Annotated in this window: 17 protein-coding genes, 1 tRNA gene and 1 riboswitch; of the genes, 11 read left to right on the top strand and 7 right to left on the bottom strand. The window is 66.7% G+C overall.

What is annotated here, in order from left to right; all coding sequences use genetic code 11:
• The first annotated feature begins 12 nt into the window (after window positions 1-12).
• Together ABLE94_RS18025 and ABLE94_RS18020 are read left to right on the top strand one after the other, a co-directional pair.
• Entirely contained in the window at window positions 13-2,139 is a 2,127-nt protein-coding gene (locus tag ABLE94_RS18025; RefSeq protein WP_348809438.1) for a UvrD-helicase domain-containing protein, read from the top strand.
• A 515-nt stretch (window positions 2,140-2,654) separates the two neighbouring features.
• On the top strand, window positions 2,655-2,966 hold the full coding sequence (locus ABLE94_RS18020; RefSeq protein WP_348804367.1) for a WhiB family transcriptional regulator: 312 nt from the start codon (window positions 2,655-2,657) through the stop codon (window positions 2,964-2,966).
• A gap of 70 nt (window positions 2,967-3,036) precedes the next feature.
• Here the strand turns inward: ABLE94_RS18020 and ABLE94_RS18015 are convergent, their stop codons facing one another.
• The 3 genes from ABLE94_RS18015 to ABLE94_RS18005 all read right to left on the bottom strand — a co-directional run bounded on the left by ABLE94_RS18015 (window position 3,037) and on the right by ABLE94_RS18005 (window position 6,884).
• Entirely contained in the window at window positions 3,037-4,350 is a 1,314-nt protein-coding gene (locus tag ABLE94_RS18015; protein WP_348804366.1) for an ABC1 kinase family protein, read from the bottom strand.
• Window positions 4,351-4,367: 17 nt separating this feature from the next.
• Entirely contained in the window at window positions 4,368-5,324 is a 957-nt protein-coding gene (locus ABLE94_RS18010) for a TOMM precursor leader peptide-binding protein (protein WP_348804365.1), read from the bottom strand.
• An 84-nt stretch (window positions 5,325-5,408) separates the two neighbouring features.
• Window positions 5,409-6,884, bottom strand: a complete 1,476-nt coding sequence (locus ABLE94_RS18005; protein ID WP_348804364.1) for a zinc-dependent metalloprotease — start codon at window positions 6,882-6,884, stop codon at window positions 5,409-5,411.
• A gap of 130 nt (window positions 6,885-7,014) precedes the next feature.
• On the opposite strand from ABLE94_RS18005, the gene ABLE94_RS18000 reads away from it, so the two are divergent.
• Window positions 7,015-8,064 (top strand): YlbL family protein, encoded by a 1,050-nt coding sequence (locus ABLE94_RS18000; protein ID WP_348804363.1) that lies wholly within the window; start codon window positions 7,015-7,017, stop codon window positions 8,062-8,064.
• A gap of 11 nt (window positions 8,065-8,075) precedes the next feature.
• On the opposite strand, the gene ABLE94_RS17995 is transcribed toward ABLE94_RS18000, so the two are convergent.
• A complete protein-coding gene (locus ABLE94_RS17995) occupies window positions 8,076-8,591 on the bottom strand; it encodes a PPA1309 family protein (RefSeq protein ID WP_348804362.1) in 516 nt (171 codons plus the stop codon).
• Window positions 8,592-8,829: 238 nt separating this feature from the next.
• Between ABLE94_RS17995 and ABLE94_RS17990 the strand changes: the two genes are divergently transcribed.
• The 8 genes from ABLE94_RS17990 (at window position 8,830) to ABLE94_RS17955 (ending at window position 16,510) form a co-directional block, all read left to right on the top strand.
• Entirely contained in the window at window positions 8,830-11,832 is a 3,003-nt protein-coding gene (locus tag ABLE94_RS17990) for a UPF0182 family protein (RefSeq protein WP_348804361.1), read from the top strand.
• A gap of 110 nt (window positions 11,833-11,942) precedes the next feature.
• Window positions 11,943-12,019 (top strand) — tRNA-Met (locus ABLE94_RS17985).
• A gap of 207 nt (window positions 12,020-12,226) precedes the next feature.
• Window positions 12,227-12,559 (top strand): histone-like nucleoid-structuring protein Lsr2, encoded by a 333-nt coding sequence (locus ABLE94_RS17980; RefSeq protein WP_348804360.1) that lies wholly within the window; start codon window positions 12,227-12,229, stop codon window positions 12,557-12,559.
• A 74-nt stretch (window positions 12,560-12,633) separates the two neighbouring features.
• On the top strand, window positions 12,634-12,882 hold the full coding sequence (locus ABLE94_RS17975) for a DUF2630 family protein (RefSeq protein WP_348804359.1): 249 nt from the start codon (window positions 12,634-12,636) through the stop codon (window positions 12,880-12,882).
• 200 nt (window positions 12,883-13,082) lie between these two features.
• The gene (locus ABLE94_RS17970; RefSeq protein ID WP_348804569.1) at window positions 13,083-14,963 is read left to right on the top strand and encodes a propionyl-CoA synthetase; all 1,881 of its coding nucleotides are present in this window, start codon (window positions 13,083-13,085) and stop codon (window positions 14,961-14,963) included.
• Window positions 14,964-14,983: 20 nt separating this feature from the next.
• A riboswitch (Fluoride riboswitch) is annotated at window positions 14,984-15,072 on the top strand.
• A 20-nt stretch (window positions 15,073-15,092) separates the two neighbouring features.
• Window positions 15,093-15,602, top strand: a complete 510-nt coding sequence (crcB, locus tag ABLE94_RS17965; protein ID WP_348804358.1) for a fluoride efflux transporter CrcB — start codon at window positions 15,093-15,095, stop codon at window positions 15,600-15,602.
• Window positions 15,599-15,964, top strand: a complete 366-nt coding sequence (gene crcB / locus ABLE94_RS17960; RefSeq protein ID WP_348804357.1) for a fluoride efflux transporter CrcB — start codon at window positions 15,599-15,601, stop codon at window positions 15,962-15,964. The genes crcB (ABLE94_RS17965) and crcB (ABLE94_RS17960) overlap by 4 nt, the downstream gene beginning before the upstream one ends.
• A 12-nt stretch (window positions 15,965-15,976) precedes the next feature.
• Entirely contained in the window at window positions 15,977-16,510 is a 534-nt protein-coding gene (locus ABLE94_RS17955) for a universal stress protein (protein WP_348804356.1), read from the top strand.
• 26 nt (window positions 16,511-16,536) lie between these two features.
• Here the strand turns inward: ABLE94_RS17955 and ABLE94_RS17950 are convergent, their stop codons facing one another.
• The 3 genes from ABLE94_RS17950 to ABLE94_RS17940 form a co-directional block, all read right to left on the bottom strand.
• On the bottom strand, window positions 16,537-17,868 hold the full coding sequence (locus ABLE94_RS17950; RefSeq protein ID WP_348809437.1) for a hypothetical protein: 1,332 nt from the start codon (window positions 17,866-17,868) through the stop codon (window positions 16,537-16,539).
• Between the two features lie 207 nt (window positions 17,869-18,075).
• Window positions 18,076-19,296: an acyl-CoA dehydrogenase family protein gene (locus ABLE94_RS17945; RefSeq protein WP_348809436.1), complete on the bottom strand. Its 1,221-nt coding sequence runs from the start codon at window positions 19,294-19,296 to the stop codon at window positions 18,076-18,078.
• A gap of 34 nt (window positions 19,297-19,330) precedes the next feature.
• The gene (locus ABLE94_RS17940; RefSeq protein ID WP_348804353.1) at window positions 19,331-20,701 is read right to left on the bottom strand and encodes an acyl-CoA dehydrogenase family protein; all 1,371 of its coding nucleotides are present in this window, start codon (window positions 20,699-20,701) and stop codon (window positions 19,331-19,333) included.
• Window positions 20,702-20,734 lie beyond the last annotated feature (33 nt).

Raw genomic sequence — 20,734 nt, 5'->3', positions numbered from 1 at the left:
CATAGTGGAGGCGTGCCGCAACGCTCCACCGACTCCGCTTCCGGGCCATCAGCTCCGTCCTCCGGCGGGATCCTCGACGGTCTCGATCCCGAGCAGCGCGAAGCGGTGCTCGCGCCCCGGGGGCCGGTGTGTGTGCTGGCCGGGGCGGGCACCGGCAAGACCCGCACCATCACCCGGCGTATCGCCCATCTGATCGACGCCGGTCAGGTCAATCCGTCGCAGGTGCTGGCGGTCACCTTCACCGCGCGCGCCGCGGGGGAGATGCGAACCCGGTTGCGCTCCTTGGGAATCGGTGCGGCAGGCCCGTCGGTGTCGGCACAGACCTTTCACGCCGCCTCACTGCGGCAACTGCGCTACTTCTGGCCCCGGGTGTTCGGCGACGCCCGGTGGGAGTTGCTGGACAACAAGTTCCCGCTGATGGGACGTGCCGCCCGGCGGGCCGGTCTGGGGACCTCCACGGACACGGTGCGTGACCTGCTCAGCGAGATCGAATGGGCCAAGGCCTCGGTCATCGGTCCGGAAGGCTATGTGGCCGCCGCCGCGCGGTTGCAGCGCGAGACGCCGGCCGCGCCCGAGCAGGTCGCCAAGGTCTATGCCGCCTACGAGGATTCGAAGGTCTCACCCGAGGGTGACCGGCTCCTCGATTTCGACGACCTGCTGATCTACATGACGCAGATGATCGACGTCGACCCGGGCGTGGCCGAGGAATTCCGTTCGCGTTACCGCTGTTTCGTCGTCGACGAATACCAGGACGTCACCCCGGTGCAGCAGGGCCTGCTCGACGCGTGGCTCGGGGAGCGTGACGATCTGACCGTCGTCGGCGACGCCAATCAGACGATCTACACCTTCACCGGAGCCCGGGCCGACTATCTCCTCGATTTTCCGCGCCGTTTCCCGGAGGCGACGATGGTCCGGCTGGTCCGCGACTACCGGTCGACGCCGCAGGTGGTGGGCCTGGCCAACCGGGTGATCGGCGCCGCACACGGCCGGATCGCGGGCACCCGTCTCGAACTGATCGGACAGCGCGCGCCGGGACCGCAACCGCGGTTCGTCGACTACGACGACGAGCCCGCGGAGGCCGCCGCCGTCGCCCGACGCATCAAGAAGCTGATCAACGACGGTGTCTCGCCGTCGGAGATCTCGATCCTCTACCGCGTCAACGCGCAGTCGGAGAATCACGAGCAGGCGCTGACCGAGCAGGGCATCGCCTATCAGGTGCGCGGTGGGGAGGCGTTCTTCACCCGTACCGAGGTGCGCCAGGCGATGCGGCAGCTCGGGGTGGCCGCCGAACGCGGGGTCCGCGACGGCGTCGACGTGCCCGAGGTGGTGCGCGCAGTGCTCGGCGAACTCGGGCTCTCCGACGAGGAACCCACGGGCGCGCAGGCCAAGGCGCGGTGGCAGTCGCTGAAGGCGCTGGTCGAGCTCACCGACGACATGGTCGCCGAGAATCCGGATCTGACGTTGAGCAACGTGGTCGCCGAATTGCAGACCCGTTCGCAGGCCCGGCACCCACCGACGGTGCAGGGTGTCACGTTGTCGTCGTTGCACGCGGCCAAGGGCCTGGAGTGGGATGCGGTGTTCCTGGTGGGGCTCACCGAGGGGTCGCTGCCGATCAGCCAGGCGATCAAGGGATCACCCGAGGCGGTCGAGGAGGAGCGTCGGCTGTTCTACGTCGGTGTCACCCGGGCCCGGGAACATCTGCAGGTGTCCTGGGCGACCGCCCGCAACGAGGGCGGCCGGGCCCGCCGCCGTTCGAGGTTCCTCTCCGGTCTGATCCCCGACGATTCGCCCGCCTCGCGGATCGCGCCGGAACGCAAACCCCGGCGCGGCCCGACCTGCCGGGTCTGCGGTTCCCGGCTGATCGACTCGACCGCCACCCTGCTGGGTCGCTGTGAGGGATGTCCGTCGGATCTCGACGACGATCTGCTCGTCGCCCTCAAGGAGTGGCGCAAGCGGCGGGCCGCGGAGAATGACGTACCGGCCTTCGTGGTGTTCTCCGACAAGACGCTGCTGGCCATCGCCGAGCAGCAGCCCACCGACGACGATTCACTGGTGGCGATTCCGGGGATCGGGGCGAGCAAGCTCGACAAGTACGGCGCCGACGTCATCGAGATCGTCAAAAGTGCAGGTCAAAAATAGGTTGTGCGGAATGTCGCGGCACCCTTAGGCTGGTACGCACATCAGCACGGGGAGTGTTCGTGTGCGCCGAGCGGGCGGGCCGAATCCCAGCGGATGCGACAGCAACAGTCATCATCGAGACCGAAAGGAGTGGATCAGTGAACGGAATCATCGTCAACGCTGCGGAACAGAAGTGTTCTGCGCAGCTAGGCACGTACGCGCATCGAGACCGCTTCTGGCTCGATGCACGTTGCTCGCATCGTGCCGCCCAACCGATCGGCGCCATCGCCGTACCGGCTGTCGAGATGCCACTGACCGCACCCGCGGCCATCGCAGCTCGAGCGAGCACGCGGTTCCCCGTACATTTCCGCAGATCGAGACGCTAGAGAAGCGTCAGATTTTCGGCCACGGGCGAATCGCACCAAGCGAACCCGTGGCCTTTTTCGTTGTCCGCCTTGACATCACCGTCGGGGCGACTCCGCCGGAGGCTCGGGTCGAACAATCCGATGAAACCGATCACGAGGTGGAGAACAGTTATGACGACCGAATGCGTCCTCGACTCCTGTATGCCGGCCGACGGTGTCGCCGCCCTCGGCGCTGACGCGGTTGGCCACGCCCCCGAACTGCCCTGCCAGGTCACCGACGCCGACCTGTGGTTCGCCGAGGATCCCCGCGACCTCGAGCGTGCCAAGGCATTGTGCGTCGACTGCCCGCTGCGCGAGGTCTGCTTGCAGGCCGCGCTCGAGCGCGCCGAGCCGTGGGGCGTGTGGGGTGGCGAGATCTTCGACCGCGGCACCGTGGTGGCGCGTAAGCGTCCGCGCGGCCGCCCGCGCAAGAATGCGGCATGAGACACCGGCCGTTTCCGAGGTCATGATGACCCGGGGACGGCCGGTGTTGTTCGTTTGGGGGGCGCTGGGCTCACGCCAGCCCGGGCACCCACTCCTCCATGATCGAGCGGTACGGGGCCTCGGCGTCGAGCTGCGCCGCGATACCCACACAGCCGGCCAGGACCCGGAACACCATCACGTACTGCTTGGGCACATTGAGATGGCGTGAGGTCTTGTACACGTCTCCGCGCACGTCGGTGGCCTGACCGGCCGCCCGCTGCAACCACTTTCGGGTGAAGTGGAAGGACTCGGTGTAGAGCGGATCGACGTAGGGACGCAGGTAGGCCTGCAGGTCGGCGGCGCTGACCTTGTCCACCTGGGAACGGAGGATGAACCCGGCCGCCACCATGTGTTCCTTGAGCTCGTCGTACTCCTTGTCACGCGCGAGCCGCAGGATCGGTCCGGTCTCCGGCGGCAGACCGTTCGGGTAGTGCCCGACTGCGCCGAAGTCCAGCGCCCCGAAACGGCCGTCGGTGGTGATGAAGAAGTTGCCCGGATGGGGATCGCCGTGCAGCAGACCCGCGCGGAACGGCGAGCTGACCTCGAAGGTCGACATGAGCGCGGCGGCCCGGTCACGGGTGGCCTTGTCGCCGTCGGTGATGATCCGGGACAGGGGTGTGCCGTCGAGCCACTCCGACACGATGACCTTGGGGGAGCTCGCCACCACCTTGGGGATGACGAAGTCCGGATCGTCGGCGAAGGCCTTGGCGAAGGCGCGTTGGTTGTCGGCCTCACCGAGATAATCCAGCTCGGCCTCGGTGCGGTCGATGAGCTCGTCCATCATCGACTTCACGTCGGTGCCGGGGGAGAGCTTCTGCATCAACCCCGACATCCGGGACAGGGTCTTCAGGTCGGCCTTCAGTGCGTGGTCGGCGCCCGGGTACTGGATCTTGACGGCGACCTCGCGGCCGTCCGACCACACCGCCTTGTGTACCTGTCCGATGCTGGCCGCCGCGGCCGGCTCGTCGGAGAAGTCGCGGAATCGCTGCCGCCACTTGGTGCCGAGCTGCTGATCGAGAACCTTGTGCACCTTCGACGCCGACAGCGGCGGTGCCTCCGCCTGCAGCTTGGTGAGGGCATCCCGGAACGGCTCGCCGAACTCGTCGGGGACCGCGGCCTCCATGATGGACATCGCCTGGCCCACCTTCATGGCGCCGCCCTTGAGCTCACCGAGCACCGCGAACAGTTGTTCGGCGGAGCGCTCCAGGAGTTCCTGGTTGACCTCGTCCTTGTCCTTGCCGACCATCCTCTTGCCGAGGCCGGCGGCCGCCCGACCGGCCATGCCGATCGGCAACGAGGCGAGCTTTGCGTTGCGGCGACCTTGCCCCCGCGTGATGTCGGTCATAGTGTCCTTTCCCCCAATCAGAATAGAGGACCGCCGGCGGTGATCGTCCCGGTAGTGCATCGACACAGCGGATGCGGTACCCACGTCGTCGATTCGATCCGCGGCGGAGTGCCGTGCAGGTGCATCATCCGGTTGATCAGGTGCGGTGGAGCGGCGTCGGCCGCCGACGACGCGGCCGCGAGTTGCTCGATCTGGTCGTGCGCCAGGGCGGCGGTGGCCCGGGCGATCGCCGTCGACGCATGCCCGGTCACCCGGTTCAGTTGGGCGGCCAGGACCGGCCAGGCGGCGTCGCGGTCGGTGCGGTGACGGTCGGCGCACTCCAGGCAACTCGACAGCCCGGGCAGGACGAGCGGACCGATCAGGCCCGTCCCGTCGCGCAGACGCACCGGGAGGTGTGGTGTCCGGGAGCGCATCAGTTCGTCGGTGACCCACGATTCGTGCACGAGGTGATCGGTCAGGATCACCAGGTTCGGGACAGCGGCGGTGACCGCCGCCGGCGGCGTCTCGGGGGCGTCGTCGGGGTGCACGCGGGTGTCGTCGGGGTGGACGCGCCGTCGCGCGGTGCGGACCGTCGGGAAACCGGCGTCGGCAAGCGAGGCTGTCAGCAATTGCGTCAACACCCCGGTGCCGTGGACCCGGATGCGCAGCGCACGGCGCGGGTGCCGCGGCGCTCCGGCGTGTGCCTTCTGCTCGGACACCAGGCGGTCGAGGATGGCCGCGAACTCCGCACGGGTCAGTCCCGCATCGACGAGATCGGAGAACACCTCGGCCGGGATGCGGGATTCGTGTAGCGAATCCAGCAGTGCCGCAACACTTCTGCCGGACACTGTCGAGGGTAGGCGGAGGATGAGCGCGGTGTGCGGATCGCTGCCGACGTGCACCTCGTTGCCGGGGCGCAGCAGCACCGTGACGCCCTCGCGGAGCACCGGCAGGCGTGCCGCGCGTCGCCCCGTCGCAAGCGGATCCGCTGTCATGGGGATACTGTGCCATCCGGACGCCCCCGATCGGCCGCGCCGAGGGCGGTTATCCACAGCGCGGTGCGAACACCGGTGGTCCGTTCAGCGCTGAGGCGTGTCGTCCCCGTCGCCGGTGTCCTCACCCGAACCGTCGGTGTCGCCTACGGACTTGGGGTCGCCGGAGCCCTCGGCGTCGGCCGCGAAGGACTTCTCGAGTTCGGCGATCGCCGAATCGATCTCGGAGGTGTCGCCGCCGATCACGCGATCGATGAATCCGGCCGGCGCATCGAGGTCGTCACTGTCGGGCAGCAGATCCGGGTGCTCCCACACCTTGTCACGAGTCGGGATGTCGGAGGCCTGCTTGAGCGAGGCCCACAACGCCGACGCCTCGCGCGACTTGCGCGGACGCAGTTCCAGACCGACCAGGGTGGCGAAGGTCTGCTCTGCCGGGCCGCCGGTGGCGCGGCGGCGACGGATGGTTTCGGTCAGTGCGGCCGTGCTCGGAATCCGGTCCGAAAGTGCTTCGGTGACAACGTGTTCCACCCAGCCCTCGATGAGGGCGAGGAGGGTTTCGAGACGTTCGAGGGCCGCTTTCTGCTCGGGTGTGGTGGTGGGTTCGAACGAGGCCGACGAACTGATCAGTTCCTCGAGCTTGGACGGATCGGCCAACAGCTGCGTCGGATCGATACCAGCGGTGGCGTCGGTGATCCCGGAGAAGTCGATGCTGATGCCACGCGCGTACTCCTCGACGGTGGCGAGCAGTCGCTGACGCAGCCACGGCACGTGGGTGAACAGCCGCAGGTGCGCGGCCTCGCGCGCGGCGAGGAAGACGATGATCTCCTGGGCGGGCAGGTTCAGGCCGTCGGCGAAGGAGGCGATGGCCTCGGGCAGGAGCACCGCGGTGCCCTCCGGGGCCAGCGGCAGGCCGATGTCGGTGGAGGTCAGCACCTCCTTGGCGAGCTGGCCGAGGCCCTGGCCGAGTTGGGTGCCGAAGGCCATGCCGCTCATCTGGGTCATCATGCCCATCATCGGACCGGCGAACTGCGCGGCCTCCGGCGGCAGGTTCTGCTCCCAGGTCCGCGAGATCTGGGCGGCCACCGGATTGCACAGTCCCTTCCAGGTGGGCAGCGTCTCGTCCAGCCATTGCACCGGCGTCCAGGCGACGGCCTTGCTGACGCCACCGGGCAGTGTGGTGACGTCATCGAGCCAGACGTCGGCCAGGCGCACCGCGTCGGCCACCGCCTTCGTCTCCTTGTCGAGGACCGGGGTGAAGTTCCCGATCTGCTGACGCGCGAGCTTCGCGGCGAGCTCGTAATTGACCGGGCCACCGGCGGACGGGCCGGTCATCGACGTCCCCATCCCGCTGAGCATGCTGCCCAGCTGGCTGAACATCTGGCCGAGCGCGGCGGGATCGAGGCCGGCGGACGGATCGAAACCCTCTCCGCCCATGGCGAATCCGAAGGGATTCTGGGCACCGCCCGGCGCGCCGGCGCCCGAATCGCCGCTGCGGTCGGGGTTCTTGTCCTTGCCGCCGTCATCATCGGAGGAGGACGAGAATCCGAAGGGCAAATCACTCATGAGTCCACGGTACCGCCACCATCGCCGGGTGTGGCCCTCGAGCGGTTTCGCCTTGAGCGTAGTTCGCGCAGGTCGGGTTCCCCCGGCCGTGCGGCCCGGGTCCCGCACGGTGTGCCCTAGGGTGGTCGGAATGACAGGGCTCTCCTCGCGCCGCACCTTCACCGTGGCCGTCACCGCTCTCGTGATGCTGGTGCTGATCGTGGTCGGCACCACCGTCCAGGTGCCGTTCGTCGCACTCGGACCGGGCCCGACCGTCAACACGCTGGGCACCATCGATCTGGACAACCGTGAGGTGCCGGTCGTCGAGATCGCCGGAGCGCAAACCCATCCGACCGACGGGCATCTGAATCTGACCACCGTCTCGGTGAGCGACGGGCTGTCGTTGTTCGGTGCGCTCGGAATGTGGTTGTCGGGGACCTATTCGGTGCAGCCACGCGAGACGGTGTTCCCGCCGAGTCAGACGACCGAGGAGACCCAGCAGCAGAACACCCAGCAGATGACCGACTCGGAGGGCAGCGCGACGGCCGCGGCCCTGCGGTATCTGAACAAGCCGACCGCACTGGCGGTCGCGGTGGTGGCGCCGGACGGTCCGTCGGCGAAGGTGCTCAAGGCCAACGACGTCATCATCTCGGTCGACGGAACCGCGGTGGCGACCACCGAGGACCTGCAGAAGGCGGTGCGCACGCACAAGCCGGGTGAGCAGATCCCGTTCCGGATCCGCCGCGACGGCACCGAGTCGACCGTGACCGTCACCGCCGCCGCGCGTCCCGGCGAGGCCGACGTCGCCTACATCGGCGTCACGCCCGAGGTGCGCAGCGCCGACCCCGGCCTGCGCATCACCTACAACGTCGGCGAGATCGGTGGGCCGTCGGCGGGACTCATGTTGAGCCTGTCGGTGATCGATCAGCTCGGCAGCGATTCGCTGACCCACGGCAAGTTCATCGCCGGTACCGGCACCATCGACGACGACGGCGACGTCGGTCCGATCGGTGGCATCACACACAAGACGCGTGCCGCGCGTGACGCCGGCGCGTCGGTGTTCCTGGTGCCCGACGAGAACTGCACCGAGGCGAAGTCCGACGCCCCGGACGGTCTCGAACTGATCAAGGTGAGTTCCCTGACCTCGGCCGTCGACGCGCTGGACACGATCGGTGCCGGCGGGTCGGCGCCGCACTGCTGAGCGGTACCGGCTCAGTCCTCCAGCGCCGCGGCGAGCGCCGCTCGGAGGTCCGTGGCGAGGTCGGGGTGGGTCCGTAGTTCGCGGACCTGATCGGTGTCGTCGGGTTCGAGTTCGAGCAGCGCCAGCGTGGGTCCGCCGCGTAGTGCGCCGACCGCGAGCCGGGCGCGACGCGCATCGGGATGGTCGTGTGCCAGTTCGTCGCGGGCGTCGGGTGGCAGCACCGTGATGTCGACGACGACCGCCGCCCCGACCACCGGTTCCTGCCACGACGCCGTCGCCAGGAACTCCTCCAGCGCGGCGAACGGGTCGTCCCGATCGGCGGACTCCAGGGGTTCCTCGGCGATCGGACTGAGGACGGAATCGTCGTCGGCGTCGACGACCTCGGGATGCAACGCGGCCAGTACCTCGGTGGGCACCAGCGCGAACACCGTCGGCGACTGACCCCATCGGTGCGGCGTCAGGAATCCCAGCGCATCACGCAGGGTGCGACCGAGATCGTCGGGGGAGAAGCGGTGGGGCTGCGACATGGTGCACCCATCATGCCGTGTGCCCTGATGTCGTGTGCCGGCATGTCGTGTGCCGGGGCCGCATCGGGAACTCGATCCGCACCGGTGCCGTTTCTCCGATGAGCGGCGTCACAGCTGCCCGGTACGGTGACCGGGCGGTCGCTTGGCGGGCACCAGTACAGTGGGGAACCACATCGCAGGGAGTCGGCACAGCCGGTTGACGTGTGTCCGTATTGAGAATATTTGGAGAGTGGATCAGGTGGGCGTACGCGGGCCGGCAGGACTGCCGACACTGTCGCGCAGGAGCAAGATCGCCATCGGCATCGCGGTGGCGCTGCTGATCATTCTGTTGGTGGGGCCGCGCATCGTCGGCATCGCCACGGACTGGTTGTGGTTCTCCGATCTCGGCTATTCGAAGGTCTACTCGACCATCCTCTGGACACGGGTGCTGCTCTTCCTGATCGCCGCGGTCGTGGTCGGGCTGATCATCTTCGGCGCCATCGCGATGGCCTATCGTTCACGGCCGGTGTTCGTCCCGACGTCGGGTCCGGGTGACCCGCTGGCGCGATATCGCGCGGTGGTGATGGGCCGCGTCCGCTGGTTCGCCATCATCCCGCCGGTCCTGATCGGCGTGCTGGCCGGACTGGTCGCGCAGGGGTCGTGGGTCACGGTGCAGACGTTCCTGCACAGCACCGACTTCGGCGTCACCGACCCGCAGTTCGGACTCGACATCAGTTTCTACGCGTTCGAGTTGCCGTTCATCCGGTTCATCCTCAACTTCCTGTTCGTCATCATCGTCATCGCGTTCTTCGCGAACCTGATCACGCACTACCTCTTCGGCGGCATTCGCCTCGGCGGCGGCAGTGGGTCGCTGACCAATCCGGCGCGCATCCAACTCGCGGCGCTGGCCGGCACCTTCCTGTTGCTCAAGGCGGTGTCGTACTGGTTCGACCGGTATCAGCTGCTCTCCAGCGACCGCAAGCAGGAGATCTTCTCCGGCGCGAGTTACACCGACATCAATGCCGTCCTGCCGTCCAAGCTGATCCTGATGGCCATCGCGATCATCTGTGCGCTCGCGTTTTTCGCGGGTGTGGTGCTCAAGGACCTTCGCATTCCGGCGATCGCGACGGTGCTGATGTTGCTGGCGGCGCTGCTGATGGGGGTGGGCTGGCCGCTGACCATGGAGCAGTTCTCCGTCAAGCCGAACGCCGCGCAGAAGGAAGCCGAGTACATCAGCCGTAACATCGCGGCGACGACGGCCGCGTACGGGATCGAACCCGACAAAAACGTGGATTACCAGGAGAATTGGGGTGCGACGCCACCGAGTGCGGAGGCCGTCAACACCGACGAGCCGACGCTGTCCAACATCCGCATCCTCGACCCGAACGTGATCGCACCGACGTTCAATCAGCGTCAGTTCCTCAAGAACTTCTACGGGTTCCCGTCGCAGTTGGCCATCGACCGCTACACCGTCGACGGACAGCAGCGCGACTTCATCGTCGCGGTCCGTGAACTCGACCCCACCAAGTACGGTGACCAGCAGCAGAACTGGCTCAACAAGCACACCGTTTACACCCACGGCAACGGGTTCGTCGCGGCGCCGGCCAATCAGGTCGACGAGGCCTCGGACGACACGTCGGCCGGCGCCAGTGACCGCGGCGGACTCCCGGTCTTCTACGTCAGCGACCTGCAGAGTATCCGCGATCCCCAGTATCAGGAGACGGCGCCGATCAAGGTCAGCCAGCCGCGCATCTACTTCGGTGAACTCATCGCCAATGTGACGCCGGACTACGCCATCGTCGGCACCTCCGGCGGCGACCGCGAGTACGACGAGGACGGCCGCACCTACAGCTACACCGCCGATTCCGGTGTCTCCCTGAGCAATTGGTTTGTGCGCGCGATGTATGCGGTCAAGTACACCGAACGCAACTTCCTGCTGTCGGATGCCATCAACAGCAATTCACGGATCCTCTACAACCGCGACCCGCGGGACCGGGTCAAGCAGGTCGCGCCGTGGCTGACGGTCGATTCGAAGACCTACCCCGCGGTGATGGCCGACGGGTCGATCAAGTGGATCGTCGACGGCTACACCACCCTGGACAACTACCCGTACTCGCAGTCGACGTCGCTGCAGGAGGTCACCACCGACGCCCAGGACCTGATCAACAATCAGGCCCAGCGCACGCAGGCCAACGAGCAGGTGTCCTATGTCCGTAATTCGGTGAAGGCCACCGTCGATGCCTACACGGGCAAGGTGACGCTGTATCAGTTCGACGACACCGATCCGGTGCTCAAGACGTGGATGAAGGTGTTCCCGGGCACGGTCGAACCCCGCTCGGAATTCGACAAGAAAGCCGATCTGGCGGCGCATGTCCGTTATCCGGAAGATCTCTTCAAGATCCAGCGTGAACTTCTCGCGAAGTATCACGTGACCGATCCGACTGCCTTCTTCCAGAACAACAACTTCTGGTCGGTGCCGCCGGACCCGAGCAATGAGGACAATGCGAATCGTCAGCTGAACCAGCCGCCGTACTATTTCAGCGCACGCGAGCCCCGTGGCGGTTCCGGATCCGGTTCACAGTTCCAGTTGACGACGGTGTTCACCGGATTCCGGGAACGAAACCTGGCCTCGTATATGACCGTTTCGTCCGACCCCGGGACCTATGGGCAGATCACGGTGAAGGTGCTGCCCACCGATCGGCAATCGGGTGTCGGACCGATCCAGGCGCAGGACAACATGAAGTCGGCCGGTGCCGTGGCCTCGGACCGAAAACAGTTGGAGGGCACCACCAAGGTGACCTACGGCAACCTGCTGACCCTCCCGGTCGGCGGCGGCGGCATTCTGTACGTCCAGCCGATGTACACCGAGGTCGACTCGGGCGGCGGTGTGCCCAAACTGCATCGCATCCTGGTCTACTACAACGCCGCGGCCGCGCAGCCCAAGGTCGGGTATGCGGCCACGGTGGCGCAGGCCCTGCAGCAGGTGGGCATCAGCCCGGAGGATGTGACGTCGCCACTGGGCGGGGAGCCCACCACTGGCGGCACCACCGAACCGGAACCGACGACGCCGACCACACCCACCACCCCGACACCGACCACCGGTGACAGCGCGCAGCGCGACGCCGCGGTGAAGGCGATCGGGGATGCGCTGGCCAAGCTCAAGGAGGCGCAGAGCAGTGGCGACTTCACGGCGTACGGGCAGGCGCTCGATCAGCTCAATCAGGCCGTCCAGACCTACGAGAATCTGGGTGGCGGCAACTGACATGCCAGGCCCGAATGTGGTTGCGCTCACACGTGTTTGCCCAGTTCAGGGCCGATACGGGAGGCGATTTGCATCCGCTGGGAACCACCATGTAACGTGGTATTCACCAACGCGGGGTGGAGCAGCTCGGTAGCTCGCTGGGCTCATAACCCAGAGGTCGCAGGTTCAAATCCTGTCCCCGCTACCACGAAGATTCGGCCCCCGATCGCCAGGCGATCGGGGGCCGAATTCATTGTCGTGTGACTCGGTCGCCGGACACCATCGATGCGGGTGTGCGCGCCCCGCTGAATACACTCACAGCCCCGGCCATGAACGCGTGGTTTCGAGATCGAAAACCCACCCGATGCTATTGTTCGGGTGGTTATTCAGAAGGAACTAATGGGGGGGACCCAGCATGGCACGACGTACCGTCGTCACCTTTGTCGACGATCTTGACGGGAAAGAACTCAAAGAAGCCGTCACGATCGCATTCAGCGTTGACAACAAGAATTACGAATTCGACACCTCGGCCGCGCACGCCGAAGAGTTCCACCGTGACCTCGAGAAGTACATCGCGGCGTCGCGGGTGGCCGGCGCACGACGCTCGGGTGGGGGTTCAGGCCGACGGGCACGCTCATCCCGTGACCTGAAATCGGTGCGTGAATGGGCGCGTGAGAACGGCTTCGACATCAGTGAGCGTGGCCGGATCTCCACCGAGGTCATCGAGGCCTACGACGCGGCCCACTGACACCTGCGTGTCCATCGGCGCATCCGTCGTGAATGTGGGTGCGCGTCCCGCCGCCTCGGCGCTACCGTCGAGGTATGACCACCGACAAGGCGATCCACGATCACATCACCGACCTGATCGGCGAAGAGCACGATCTGCGTGAACGACTCGGTCGCGGCGACATCGGCAGGGACGAGGAGAACGCCCGTCTGAAGGCGATCGAGGTGTCGCTGGATCAGTGCTGGGATCTGCTGCGCCAGCGTCAGGCCCGCCGCCGCGCCGGTCAGGACCCCGACGACGCCGCGGTGCGTCCGGCCGACACCGTCGAGAAGTATCTGGACTGACATCATCGGACCGCGCCGCACTGCGCTGCCCCGTTCGTACTCTCCGATCGGACAGGGCCCACGACGCCGTTCGGCGCGTTACGGCTACCGGTGGGCGCAGAACAGACGAAGCGCTCGCGTCCCGGTGTGACCGTCATTACCCTCATAGCGGCAGAGTCGTGTGACGCGCACGACCGCGAGGACACGACGTGAGGACGACAGTGGGCAGCTACAGCGACGCATTCGCGCGCAGCATCGATGATCGGGAGTCGTTCTGGCTCGCCGCTGCGGCAGAGATCGAGTGGTCCGTCCCGCCGACCACCGCCCTCGACGACTCCGCGGCGCCGATGTACCGGTGGTTCCCCGACGGCCGGCTCAACACCTGTTTCAATGCGCTCGACCGGCACGTGGCCGCCGGGCACGGTGACCGCCTCGCCCTGATCTGGGATTCGGCGATGGTCGGCGAGATCCGCCGCTACACCTACGCCGAACTGCTCGACGAGGTGTCCCGGTTCGCCGGGGTGCTCGCGTCGCAGGGCGTGGCAGCCGGTGACCGGGTGGTCATCTATCTGCCGATGATCCCCGAGGCCGCCATCGCGATGCTCGCGTGTGCGCGCATCGGTGCCGTGCATTCGGTGGTGTTCGGCGGTTTCGCGGCGCCCGAATTGGCCACCCGCATCGACGACGCCGAACCCGTCGCCATCATCACCGCATCCGGAGGCCTCGAGCCCGGGCGCACCGTCGAATACCTCCCGATGGTCGCCAAGGCGCTCGAACTGTCGGCGAACCCGCCCTCGACGGTCATCGTCAAAGACCGCGAGCAGGTCACCGGCTCGGCTGCCGATCACGGCGGCTGGCTGGACTGGGACGACGTGATGGAGGCCGCGTCACCGGTCGATCCGGTGGATGTCGCGGCGACCGACCCGCTCTACATCCTCTACACCTCGGGGACCACCGGAAAGCCGAAGGGTGTGGTCCGTGACAATGGTGGCCACGCCGTCGCCCTGCGGTGGTCGATGACCAACATCTACGACGTCGCTCCCGGCGACGTGTGGTGGACCGCATCGGATGTGGGCTGGGTGGTGGGCCACTCCTATATCGTCTACGGTCCGTTGCTGACCGGCGCCACCACGATCATGTACGAGGGCAAACCGGTGGGCACCCCCGACGCGGGCGCGTTCTGGCGGGTGATCTCCGAACATCGGGCCAAGGCCCTGTTCACCGCGCCGACCGCGATCCGGGCGATCCGCAAGGCCGATCCGGACGCCAAACTACTTGCCGAGTACGATATTTCGTCGCTGACGACGCTGTTCGCCGCCGGTGAGCGCCTCGACCCGGACACCTTCACCTGGGCCAGTGAGGTGCTCGGCGTGCCTGTGGTCGATCACTGGTGGCAGACCGAGACCGGCTGGTCGATCGCGGCGAATCTGCGTGGGCTGGAACCGATGCCGATCAAGGCGGGCTCACCGACGGTGCCGGTGCCGGGCTATCAGGTGGGCATCGTCGACGCCGAGGGCAACACCGTCGACGCCGGCGTCGAAGGCAACATCGTCATCACGCTGCCGCTGCCGCCCGGTACCCTCGCCGGACTCTGGCGCGACGAAGACCGTTACCGCAGTTCGTATCTGAAGGCGTTCCCGGGCTACTACCTGACCGGCGACTCGGGATACATCGACGCCGACGGCTACGTCTTCGTGCTCGGACGTTCCGACGACGTCATCAACGTCGCCGGTCACCGCCTGTCCACCGGCAGCATCGAGGCCGTCGTCGCGTCGCATCCCGCGGTCGCCGAATGCGCGGTGATCGGCATCCACGACGATCTCAAGGGGCAACGACCCAGCGGCTACGTGGTGCTCAAGGCCGGCGTCGACATCGAACCCGACACGCTGCGCAACGAGCTGGTGGCCATGGTGCGCAACGAGATCGGAGCGGTCGCCACGTTCCGCGACGTCACCGTCGTCCCGGCGTTGCCCAAGACGCGATCGGGCAAGATCCTGCGCAAGACAATGCGTCAGATCGCCGACCACGAGGAGTACGCGGTGCCCTCCACCATCGAGGACCCGGACGTACTCGCCGACCTCGCACGTCAGCTCGGGGGCTGAAAGCGGTGTCGGTATAGGCTGTCGAGCAGGGTGATGGATCTCGCCCGGGGCGACAGTGTCTGTGCGCCGCCCCGAACCGCCGGTATCGGCTGATAGTTCCTGTTCCGAGTAGACGGAAGGGGCATTGTCATGGGCGCAGATCACACAGGCCGAGATCACACCGGGGGAGCGGACCGGATACCGATCCCAGTGGATCCCGACACGCCACCGGCGCGGCCGCTGCACCTGCAACTGCCGGCGCTGGGTCTGGTGTTCGCCGGCGGGGTCGCGGGCACCGGACTGCGCTACCTGATGGAGGAACTGTTCCCGACGGTCGGCACCGGCTGGCCGTGGGCGACGTTCGGAGTGAACCTTGCCGGCGCGTTCATCCTCGGTGTGATCCTCGAGGTGATGATTCTCGCCGGACCGGATTCCGGCTGGCGCCAACGGGTTCGGCTACTCGTCGGGACCGGCTTCTGTGGGTCGTTGACCACCTACAGCACGTTCGCGCTGGAGACCACGCAGCTCGGACAACACGGCGCGGCGGGTATCGCGATCGCCTACGCCGTGACGTCGGTGGTGGCCGGAATCGCCTGTGCCTGGCTGGGAATCGTGGCGGCCGGGTCGATACTCGCGCGCCGGACGGGAGCGGTGTCGTGACGGTCCTCGCGGTTCTGCTGGCCGGTGCGCTCGGCGCGGTGGCCCGGTTCGTCGTCGACGGCGCGATCAAGAGGTGGCGGCCGGCGACGTTCCCGTGGGCGACGTTCGCCATCAACGTGACCGGTTCGCTGCTGCTGGGTGTGCTCGCCGGTCTGGTGATCGACCACTCGGCACCGCATGCGCTGCAGACCATCGTCGGCACCGGATTCTGTGGCGGTTACACGACATTCAGCACGGCGAGTGTGGAGACGGTGCGCCTCGCCGAGGGACGCCGCGGAATCCTGGCCGCCGCCAACGCGATCGGCAGTGTGGTGGCGGCCGTCGTGGCGTGCGGGTTCGGGTTGTGGTTGGCGTCGGTGTGAAGGAGTTTCGCCATGAACGATGAGAACGACTTCGGCCAGCTCGGTGGCGACGGTCCGCTGCAGCGCAGCCGATCCGGTCCCGAGCCGAGAGTGGCGGCGCGAGCGGCCCTGGTGGTCGGCTGGGATCGCCACCCCGACAGCATGGCCGCCATGGCTTTCGCGGTCCGACTCGCCGGCGATCTCGACGCCCACATCCATCTGGTGCATATCGTCGATCTCGACGACGCCCCGATCGATCTCGACTCCCCGGAGTGGGACGAGGACTACCGCAACACGGTGACCGACGAGGTGATCGCCGCGCGTGCCCTGCTCGACGGTGTCCCGGCGTCGTGGACCTACCACGGTGGTCACGGCTCGCCCGCCGACCTCCTCGCCGTCGTCGCCGATCGCTACTCCGCGCTGATGGTGGTGATCGGCAGTCCGCGACCTGGGATGCTCGGATACCTGGATTCTGTTCTGGGACAATCGGTTGCGCATCGTCTCATCGGGCGGCGTGGGGTACCCCTGTTGTTGGTGCCGGCGGATTCCTCGGCCGGAGGCCGGTGAGATTGCTGTCGAGGTGGCGTCCGCGGTCAGGCGTTGGGCTGTCCCACATTCTGGTTCCAGGCTTCGGCGAGCCACTGATCGAACCCGCTGCGTTCTCGCATCCGAAGGTCGAGATAGACGACTGTCTGCAGAGTGCGGAAGAACGCGAGCATCACCGAAATCACGGTGGCGTAGAGGATGACGCTGAACCCGTTGATCGTCAACACGATCGCCAGCGGTATCCCGCATCCCAACCAGCACAGATGAAGCGCGATCAGACGCCCCCACGCGGGCCGTGAGAGCGCGATGGTGCGCTTGAACGTGTCCATGACGCCTCGTTGTTCGATCATCAGGATGATCGGCGACAAGCTGACGAGCACGCCGATGGTGAACGCGACGATGATGTTGAGAAGCATCATCGCGATCACTCCGCTGACACTCCCCTTCAAGAGGAGTGGCAGTGTGGCGAGTTGGATCACGAAGTCGGGAATGAGGATGAGCGCGTAGAAGACGAGATTGAGACGGCACACCGCGAAAACCCTTGGGCGGCATTCCCGTAGTACGTCCAGAATTCGTACTGGCCGACCGGTCGCGGCGCGGTAGGTGGCCACCACGGTCAGAGCAAGCAGTGCGGCATCGGCGAAGAACCCGACGACGAGGCACAGGGAAAGCATGACCAGCGCAGTGACCAGAAACTGTTGTACCGACGACACACCGTTGCTCACGTCGCTGACGATCACATCGCCGCCGAAGAAGGTGTTTCCGGAGTACAGCGCCTTCATCACAATCGAGATCACCACGTAGAGAACCACGATCATGGCAGCGAACACGGCGAGCGGAACCGTGATGAGAGCAACCCAGTTGCGCGCCATGACTCGCCCGGCGCCTCGGAAAGTCTCGGAGAATGTCAAGGGCTGAAAGGGAACCGGCGGTTGACGGACGGTGTTGACCGTGTCGGTGATCTCCGCCGACGAGGGCCTGGTCAACCGGAGTCGGCTGAGGCCATCGCGCGCGTCGCCTGTCCAGACGACCTTTTTCTCCCACGCTTTCCACGCGCCTACCGCGGCGGCCACACCGACCAAGAACCACCCGATACCGAGAGTGAAGATCGCGGTGACCAACGAGATGAGCGACAACGCGGCCAGGGCATGCCACGGCTCCAGCGCGAATACCGGCGGCATCGGCGGGGCCGCCGGCGGGGGAGGTGGGCTGGTGGACGGCTCTTCCGTCGGCGGTGGGGCCTTCTTCAGGCTGAGTCCGTCTGGCGGTGCCGGTGACGGCGTAGGTGGTGGCGGCGGTGTCGGAAGTGGCGGTGGTGGCGTGGGATCGGACTCGAACGAAGCAGGCGGCGGCACCTGAGGTGGCTGTTCGAAAGTCATGGTTGACTCCCCGTGACGACGACGTGGTGTGTACGTTGCGCGAACCATATCGGTGAGCCGGGAGTTCTGTATGTCACCCAGGCGGGTGATTGCCGGTCTGGGGCGGCCGGCACCTATGTCCTGAAACGGCCTCGTCGCCCGAGTGCCGGTGGCACTCGGGGGACGAGGTCGTGGACGATGTCTGTGATCAGTTGATGATCGGTTGCCTCACTTCAGTTCTGCGCTGCTCTTACCCAGCACCCGTCGGGCGATGATGAGTTGCTGGATCTGCTGAGTGCCCTCGAAGATGTCCAGGATCTTCGAGTCCCGCGCCCACTTCTCGAGCAGGGTGCGCTCGGAATAGCCTGGCGTACCGGCCAATTCGACGGCCTTGTTGGTGACGTCGGTGCCGGTACGGCCCGCCTTCGCCTTGGCCATCGAGGCCTCCAGCGAGTTCGGCTGCTTGTTGTCGGCCATCCAGCAGGCCCGCATGGTGAGCAGATACGCTGCCTCCCAATCGGATTCCATCCGGATGAACTCGGCTGCGGCGGTATGCTGATCGGCGGCCGGGCGATCGTAGTCGATCTCGATGCCGGCCTCTTCCAGGATGCGACGCAACTCCTCGAGCGCGGCGCGGGCCACACCCACGGCCATACCCGCGACCAGCGGACGCGTGTTGTCGAAGGTCTGCATGACACCGCCGAAGCCCTTCTTGGTGTCCACCTCCGGGCTGCCGAGCAGGTTCTCCTTGGGGATGCGGCAGTTCTCGAACCGGATCACCGCGGTGTCCGAGACGCGAATACCGAGCTTGTGCTCGAGACGCACGATCTCCACGCCCGGATGTTCGCGCGGCACAACGAAACTCTTGATGGCGGCGCGGCCGAGGCTCTTGTCGACCGTCGCCCACACCACGATGTGGCTGGCGCGCGAACCGGCGGTGACGAAGATCTTCTCACCGTTGATGACGTACTCGTCGCCGTCGAGGGTGGCGGTCGTGGTGACCGCGGCCGAGTCGGAGCCGAAGCTCGGTTCGGTGATGGCCATCGCGGCCCACACCTTGCCGAAGCGTTCGAGTTGCTCGTCGGTGGCGACCGCAGCGATCGCCGAATTGCCCAGTCCCTGATAGGGAATCGACAACATCAGGCCGACGTCACCCCAGGAGGTCTCCATGACGTTGACCACCGACTGCATGTTGCCGCCGTTGACGACGACGCCCTCGGGACGTTGTTTGCCCTTGTCCTTGCTCCGACCGGCGTCGGCGCCCGCACCGGCCTGTCCGGTCTCGGAGAGCCCGTCGTACAGGCTGGCCAGGGTGTCGAGTTCGACGGGGTAGTCGTGCTCACGCAGGTCGTACTTGCGCGAGATGGGACGGAAGATCTCCGCCGCGGCCTGATGGGCCTGGTCGATGGTGACGCCCAGCTTGCGTGGCAGTTCCAGATTGATGCTCATGAGTTGAGATTCCTCGTTGCTTCCCGGGTCGGCCTCAGAGGACGACGATGCCTTCGCCGATGCCGGCGCCACGGAGGTCGCGGTACCAACGCTCGACCGGATGCTCCTTGGTGAAGCCGTGGCCGCCGAGGAGTTGCACGCCGTCGAGACCGATCTGCAGGCCCTTGTCGATGGTGAGCTTGCGGGCCAGCGCGGCCTCCCGGGCGAATGACAGGCCCTGCTCCGCACGCGATGCGCCGCGCAGGGTGACCAGGCGGATGGCGTCGAGTTCGGTGGCCATGGTGGCGACCATGAAGGCCACCGCCTGGCGGTTGGAGATCGGCTCGCCGAAGGCCTCACGCTCGTTGACGTAGGGGATCACGTAGTCGAGGACGGCCCGGCCGGTGCCGGCGGCCAGAGCCGACCAGCCCAGTCGCGACAGGCGCACGACGTCGCGGTAGGCGGCCAGCGCGGCCTCTCCGGTCTCTTCGCCGAGCAGCGCGGACTCCGGTACGGCGACGTCCTGCAGCAGCAGGCGGCCCATGCCGGCGGCGCGCACGCCCATGCCGGGGTCGGCCTCGACGATCAGGCCCTTGCTGTCGGATTCCACGATGAACAGGGCGGGCTGTCCGTCGAGCTGCGCGCCGACGATGAACAGTTCCGACGAACCCGCTGCGGGGACAAAGGACTTCACGCCGTTGAGGCGGTAGCCGCTGGGCACCCGATGGGCCTTGGTCTGCAGCGCGAAGGCGTCGAAGAGGGGACGCGGCTCGGCGATGACGACCGCCGACTGCGGGACGTCCTCACCGGCGAAATCGGGGAGATAGGTCTTCTGCTGTCCCTCGCTGCCGAAGTTGGTCAGTGTGGTGGCCACACCGCTCGGCGCGAGCAGCGGAAGGGCGAGTCCCATGTCGCCGTAGGCCATCGCCTCGGCGACGAGCGCGTTGGTGACCACGCCGCGTTCGGTGGCGGCACCCTCGAACTCCTCGGGGACGTTGATCATGGTGATGCCGAGTTCCGCGGAACGCTTGACGATGTCCTCGGGTGCCGCTGCGGCGGCGTCGGCGTCATAGGCCGCGGGACGCAGGATTTCGGTGGCGAACTCCTTGACCGTCTCGGCGATCATCTGCTGTTCGTCGTCGGGGGTGAGGTTGAAGTAGTCCTTCGGGGTGGTCGTCAGGCGGGCTGCCTGTCCCGATCCGCCCTGGACCTTCTTGAAGGCGCGGTTGGCCGCACCGAGGGTCTGGAAGCCGGTCTTGGTCGCCTGGTAGGCGATCCGGTTGATCGGTTCGCGGATCTGATACTTGTCCGCGAACTCCGATCCCGTGACGGTGGTCAGCACCCGCATCGCGGTGCCGATGAAGTTGCGGGGATGCTTGGTCTTGCCGACCGCAGAGGTGTCGCGGGGCTCGGTGTGAGTCGACATGGTCACCATTTCTCTCGAGCGTGTGGCTTCGTG

The organism is Gordonia sp. VNK1, assembly GCF_040049135.1.
Classification (GTDB): domain Bacteria; phylum Actinomycetota; class Actinomycetes; order Mycobacteriales; family Mycobacteriaceae; genus Gordonia; species Gordonia oleivorans.
The sequence above is the reverse complement of the archived record's forward strand: the minus strand, read 5'-3'. Positions and strand labels throughout refer to the sequence as shown.

Coding starts and splice junctions, on each gene's coding strand:
- ABLE94_RS18020 (WP_348804367.1), top strand. CDS start 2,655: ATGACGACCGAATGCGTCCTCGACTCCTGTATGCCGGCCGACGGTGTC.
- ABLE94_RS18015 (WP_348804366.1), bottom strand. CDS start 4,350: ATGACCGACATCACGCGGGGGCAAGGTCGCCGCAACGCAAAGCTCGCC.
- ABLE94_RS18010 (WP_348804365.1), bottom strand. CDS start 5,324: ATGACAGCGGATCCGCTTGCGACGGGGCGACGCGCGGCACGCCTGCCG.
- ABLE94_RS18005 (WP_348804364.1), bottom strand. CDS start 6,884: ATGAGTGATTTGCCCTTCGGATTCTCGTCCTCCTCCGATGATGACGGC.
- ABLE94_RS18000 (WP_348804363.1), top strand. CDS start 7,015: ATGACAGGGCTCTCCTCGCGCCGCACCTTCACCGTGGCCGTCACCGCT.
- ABLE94_RS17995 (WP_348804362.1), bottom strand. CDS start 8,591: ATGTCGCAGCCCCACCGCTTCTCCCCCGACGATCTCGGTCGCACCCTG.
- ABLE94_RS17980 (WP_348804360.1), top strand. CDS start 12,227: ATGGCACGACGTACCGTCGTCACCTTTGTCGACGATCTTGACGGGAAA.
- ABLE94_RS17975 (WP_348804359.1), top strand. CDS start 12,634: ATGACCACCGACAAGGCGATCCACGATCACATCACCGACCTGATCGGC.
- crcB (WP_348804358.1), top strand. CDS start 15,093: ATGGGCGCAGATCACACAGGCCGAGATCACACCGGGGGAGCGGACCGG.
- ABLE94_RS17955 (WP_348804356.1), top strand. CDS start 15,977: ATGAACGATGAGAACGACTTCGGCCAGCTCGGTGGCGACGGTCCGCTG.
- ABLE94_RS17950 (WP_348809437.1), bottom strand. CDS start 17,868: ATGACTTTCGAACAGCCACCTCAGGTGCCGCCGCCTGCTTCGTTCGAG.
- ABLE94_RS17945 (WP_348809436.1), bottom strand. CDS start 19,296: ATGAGCATCAATCTGGAACTGCCACGCAAGCTGGGCGTCACCATCGAC.
- ABLE94_RS17940 (WP_348804353.1), bottom strand. CDS start 20,701: ATGTCGACTCACACCGAGCCCCGCGACACCTCTGCGGTCGGCAAGACC.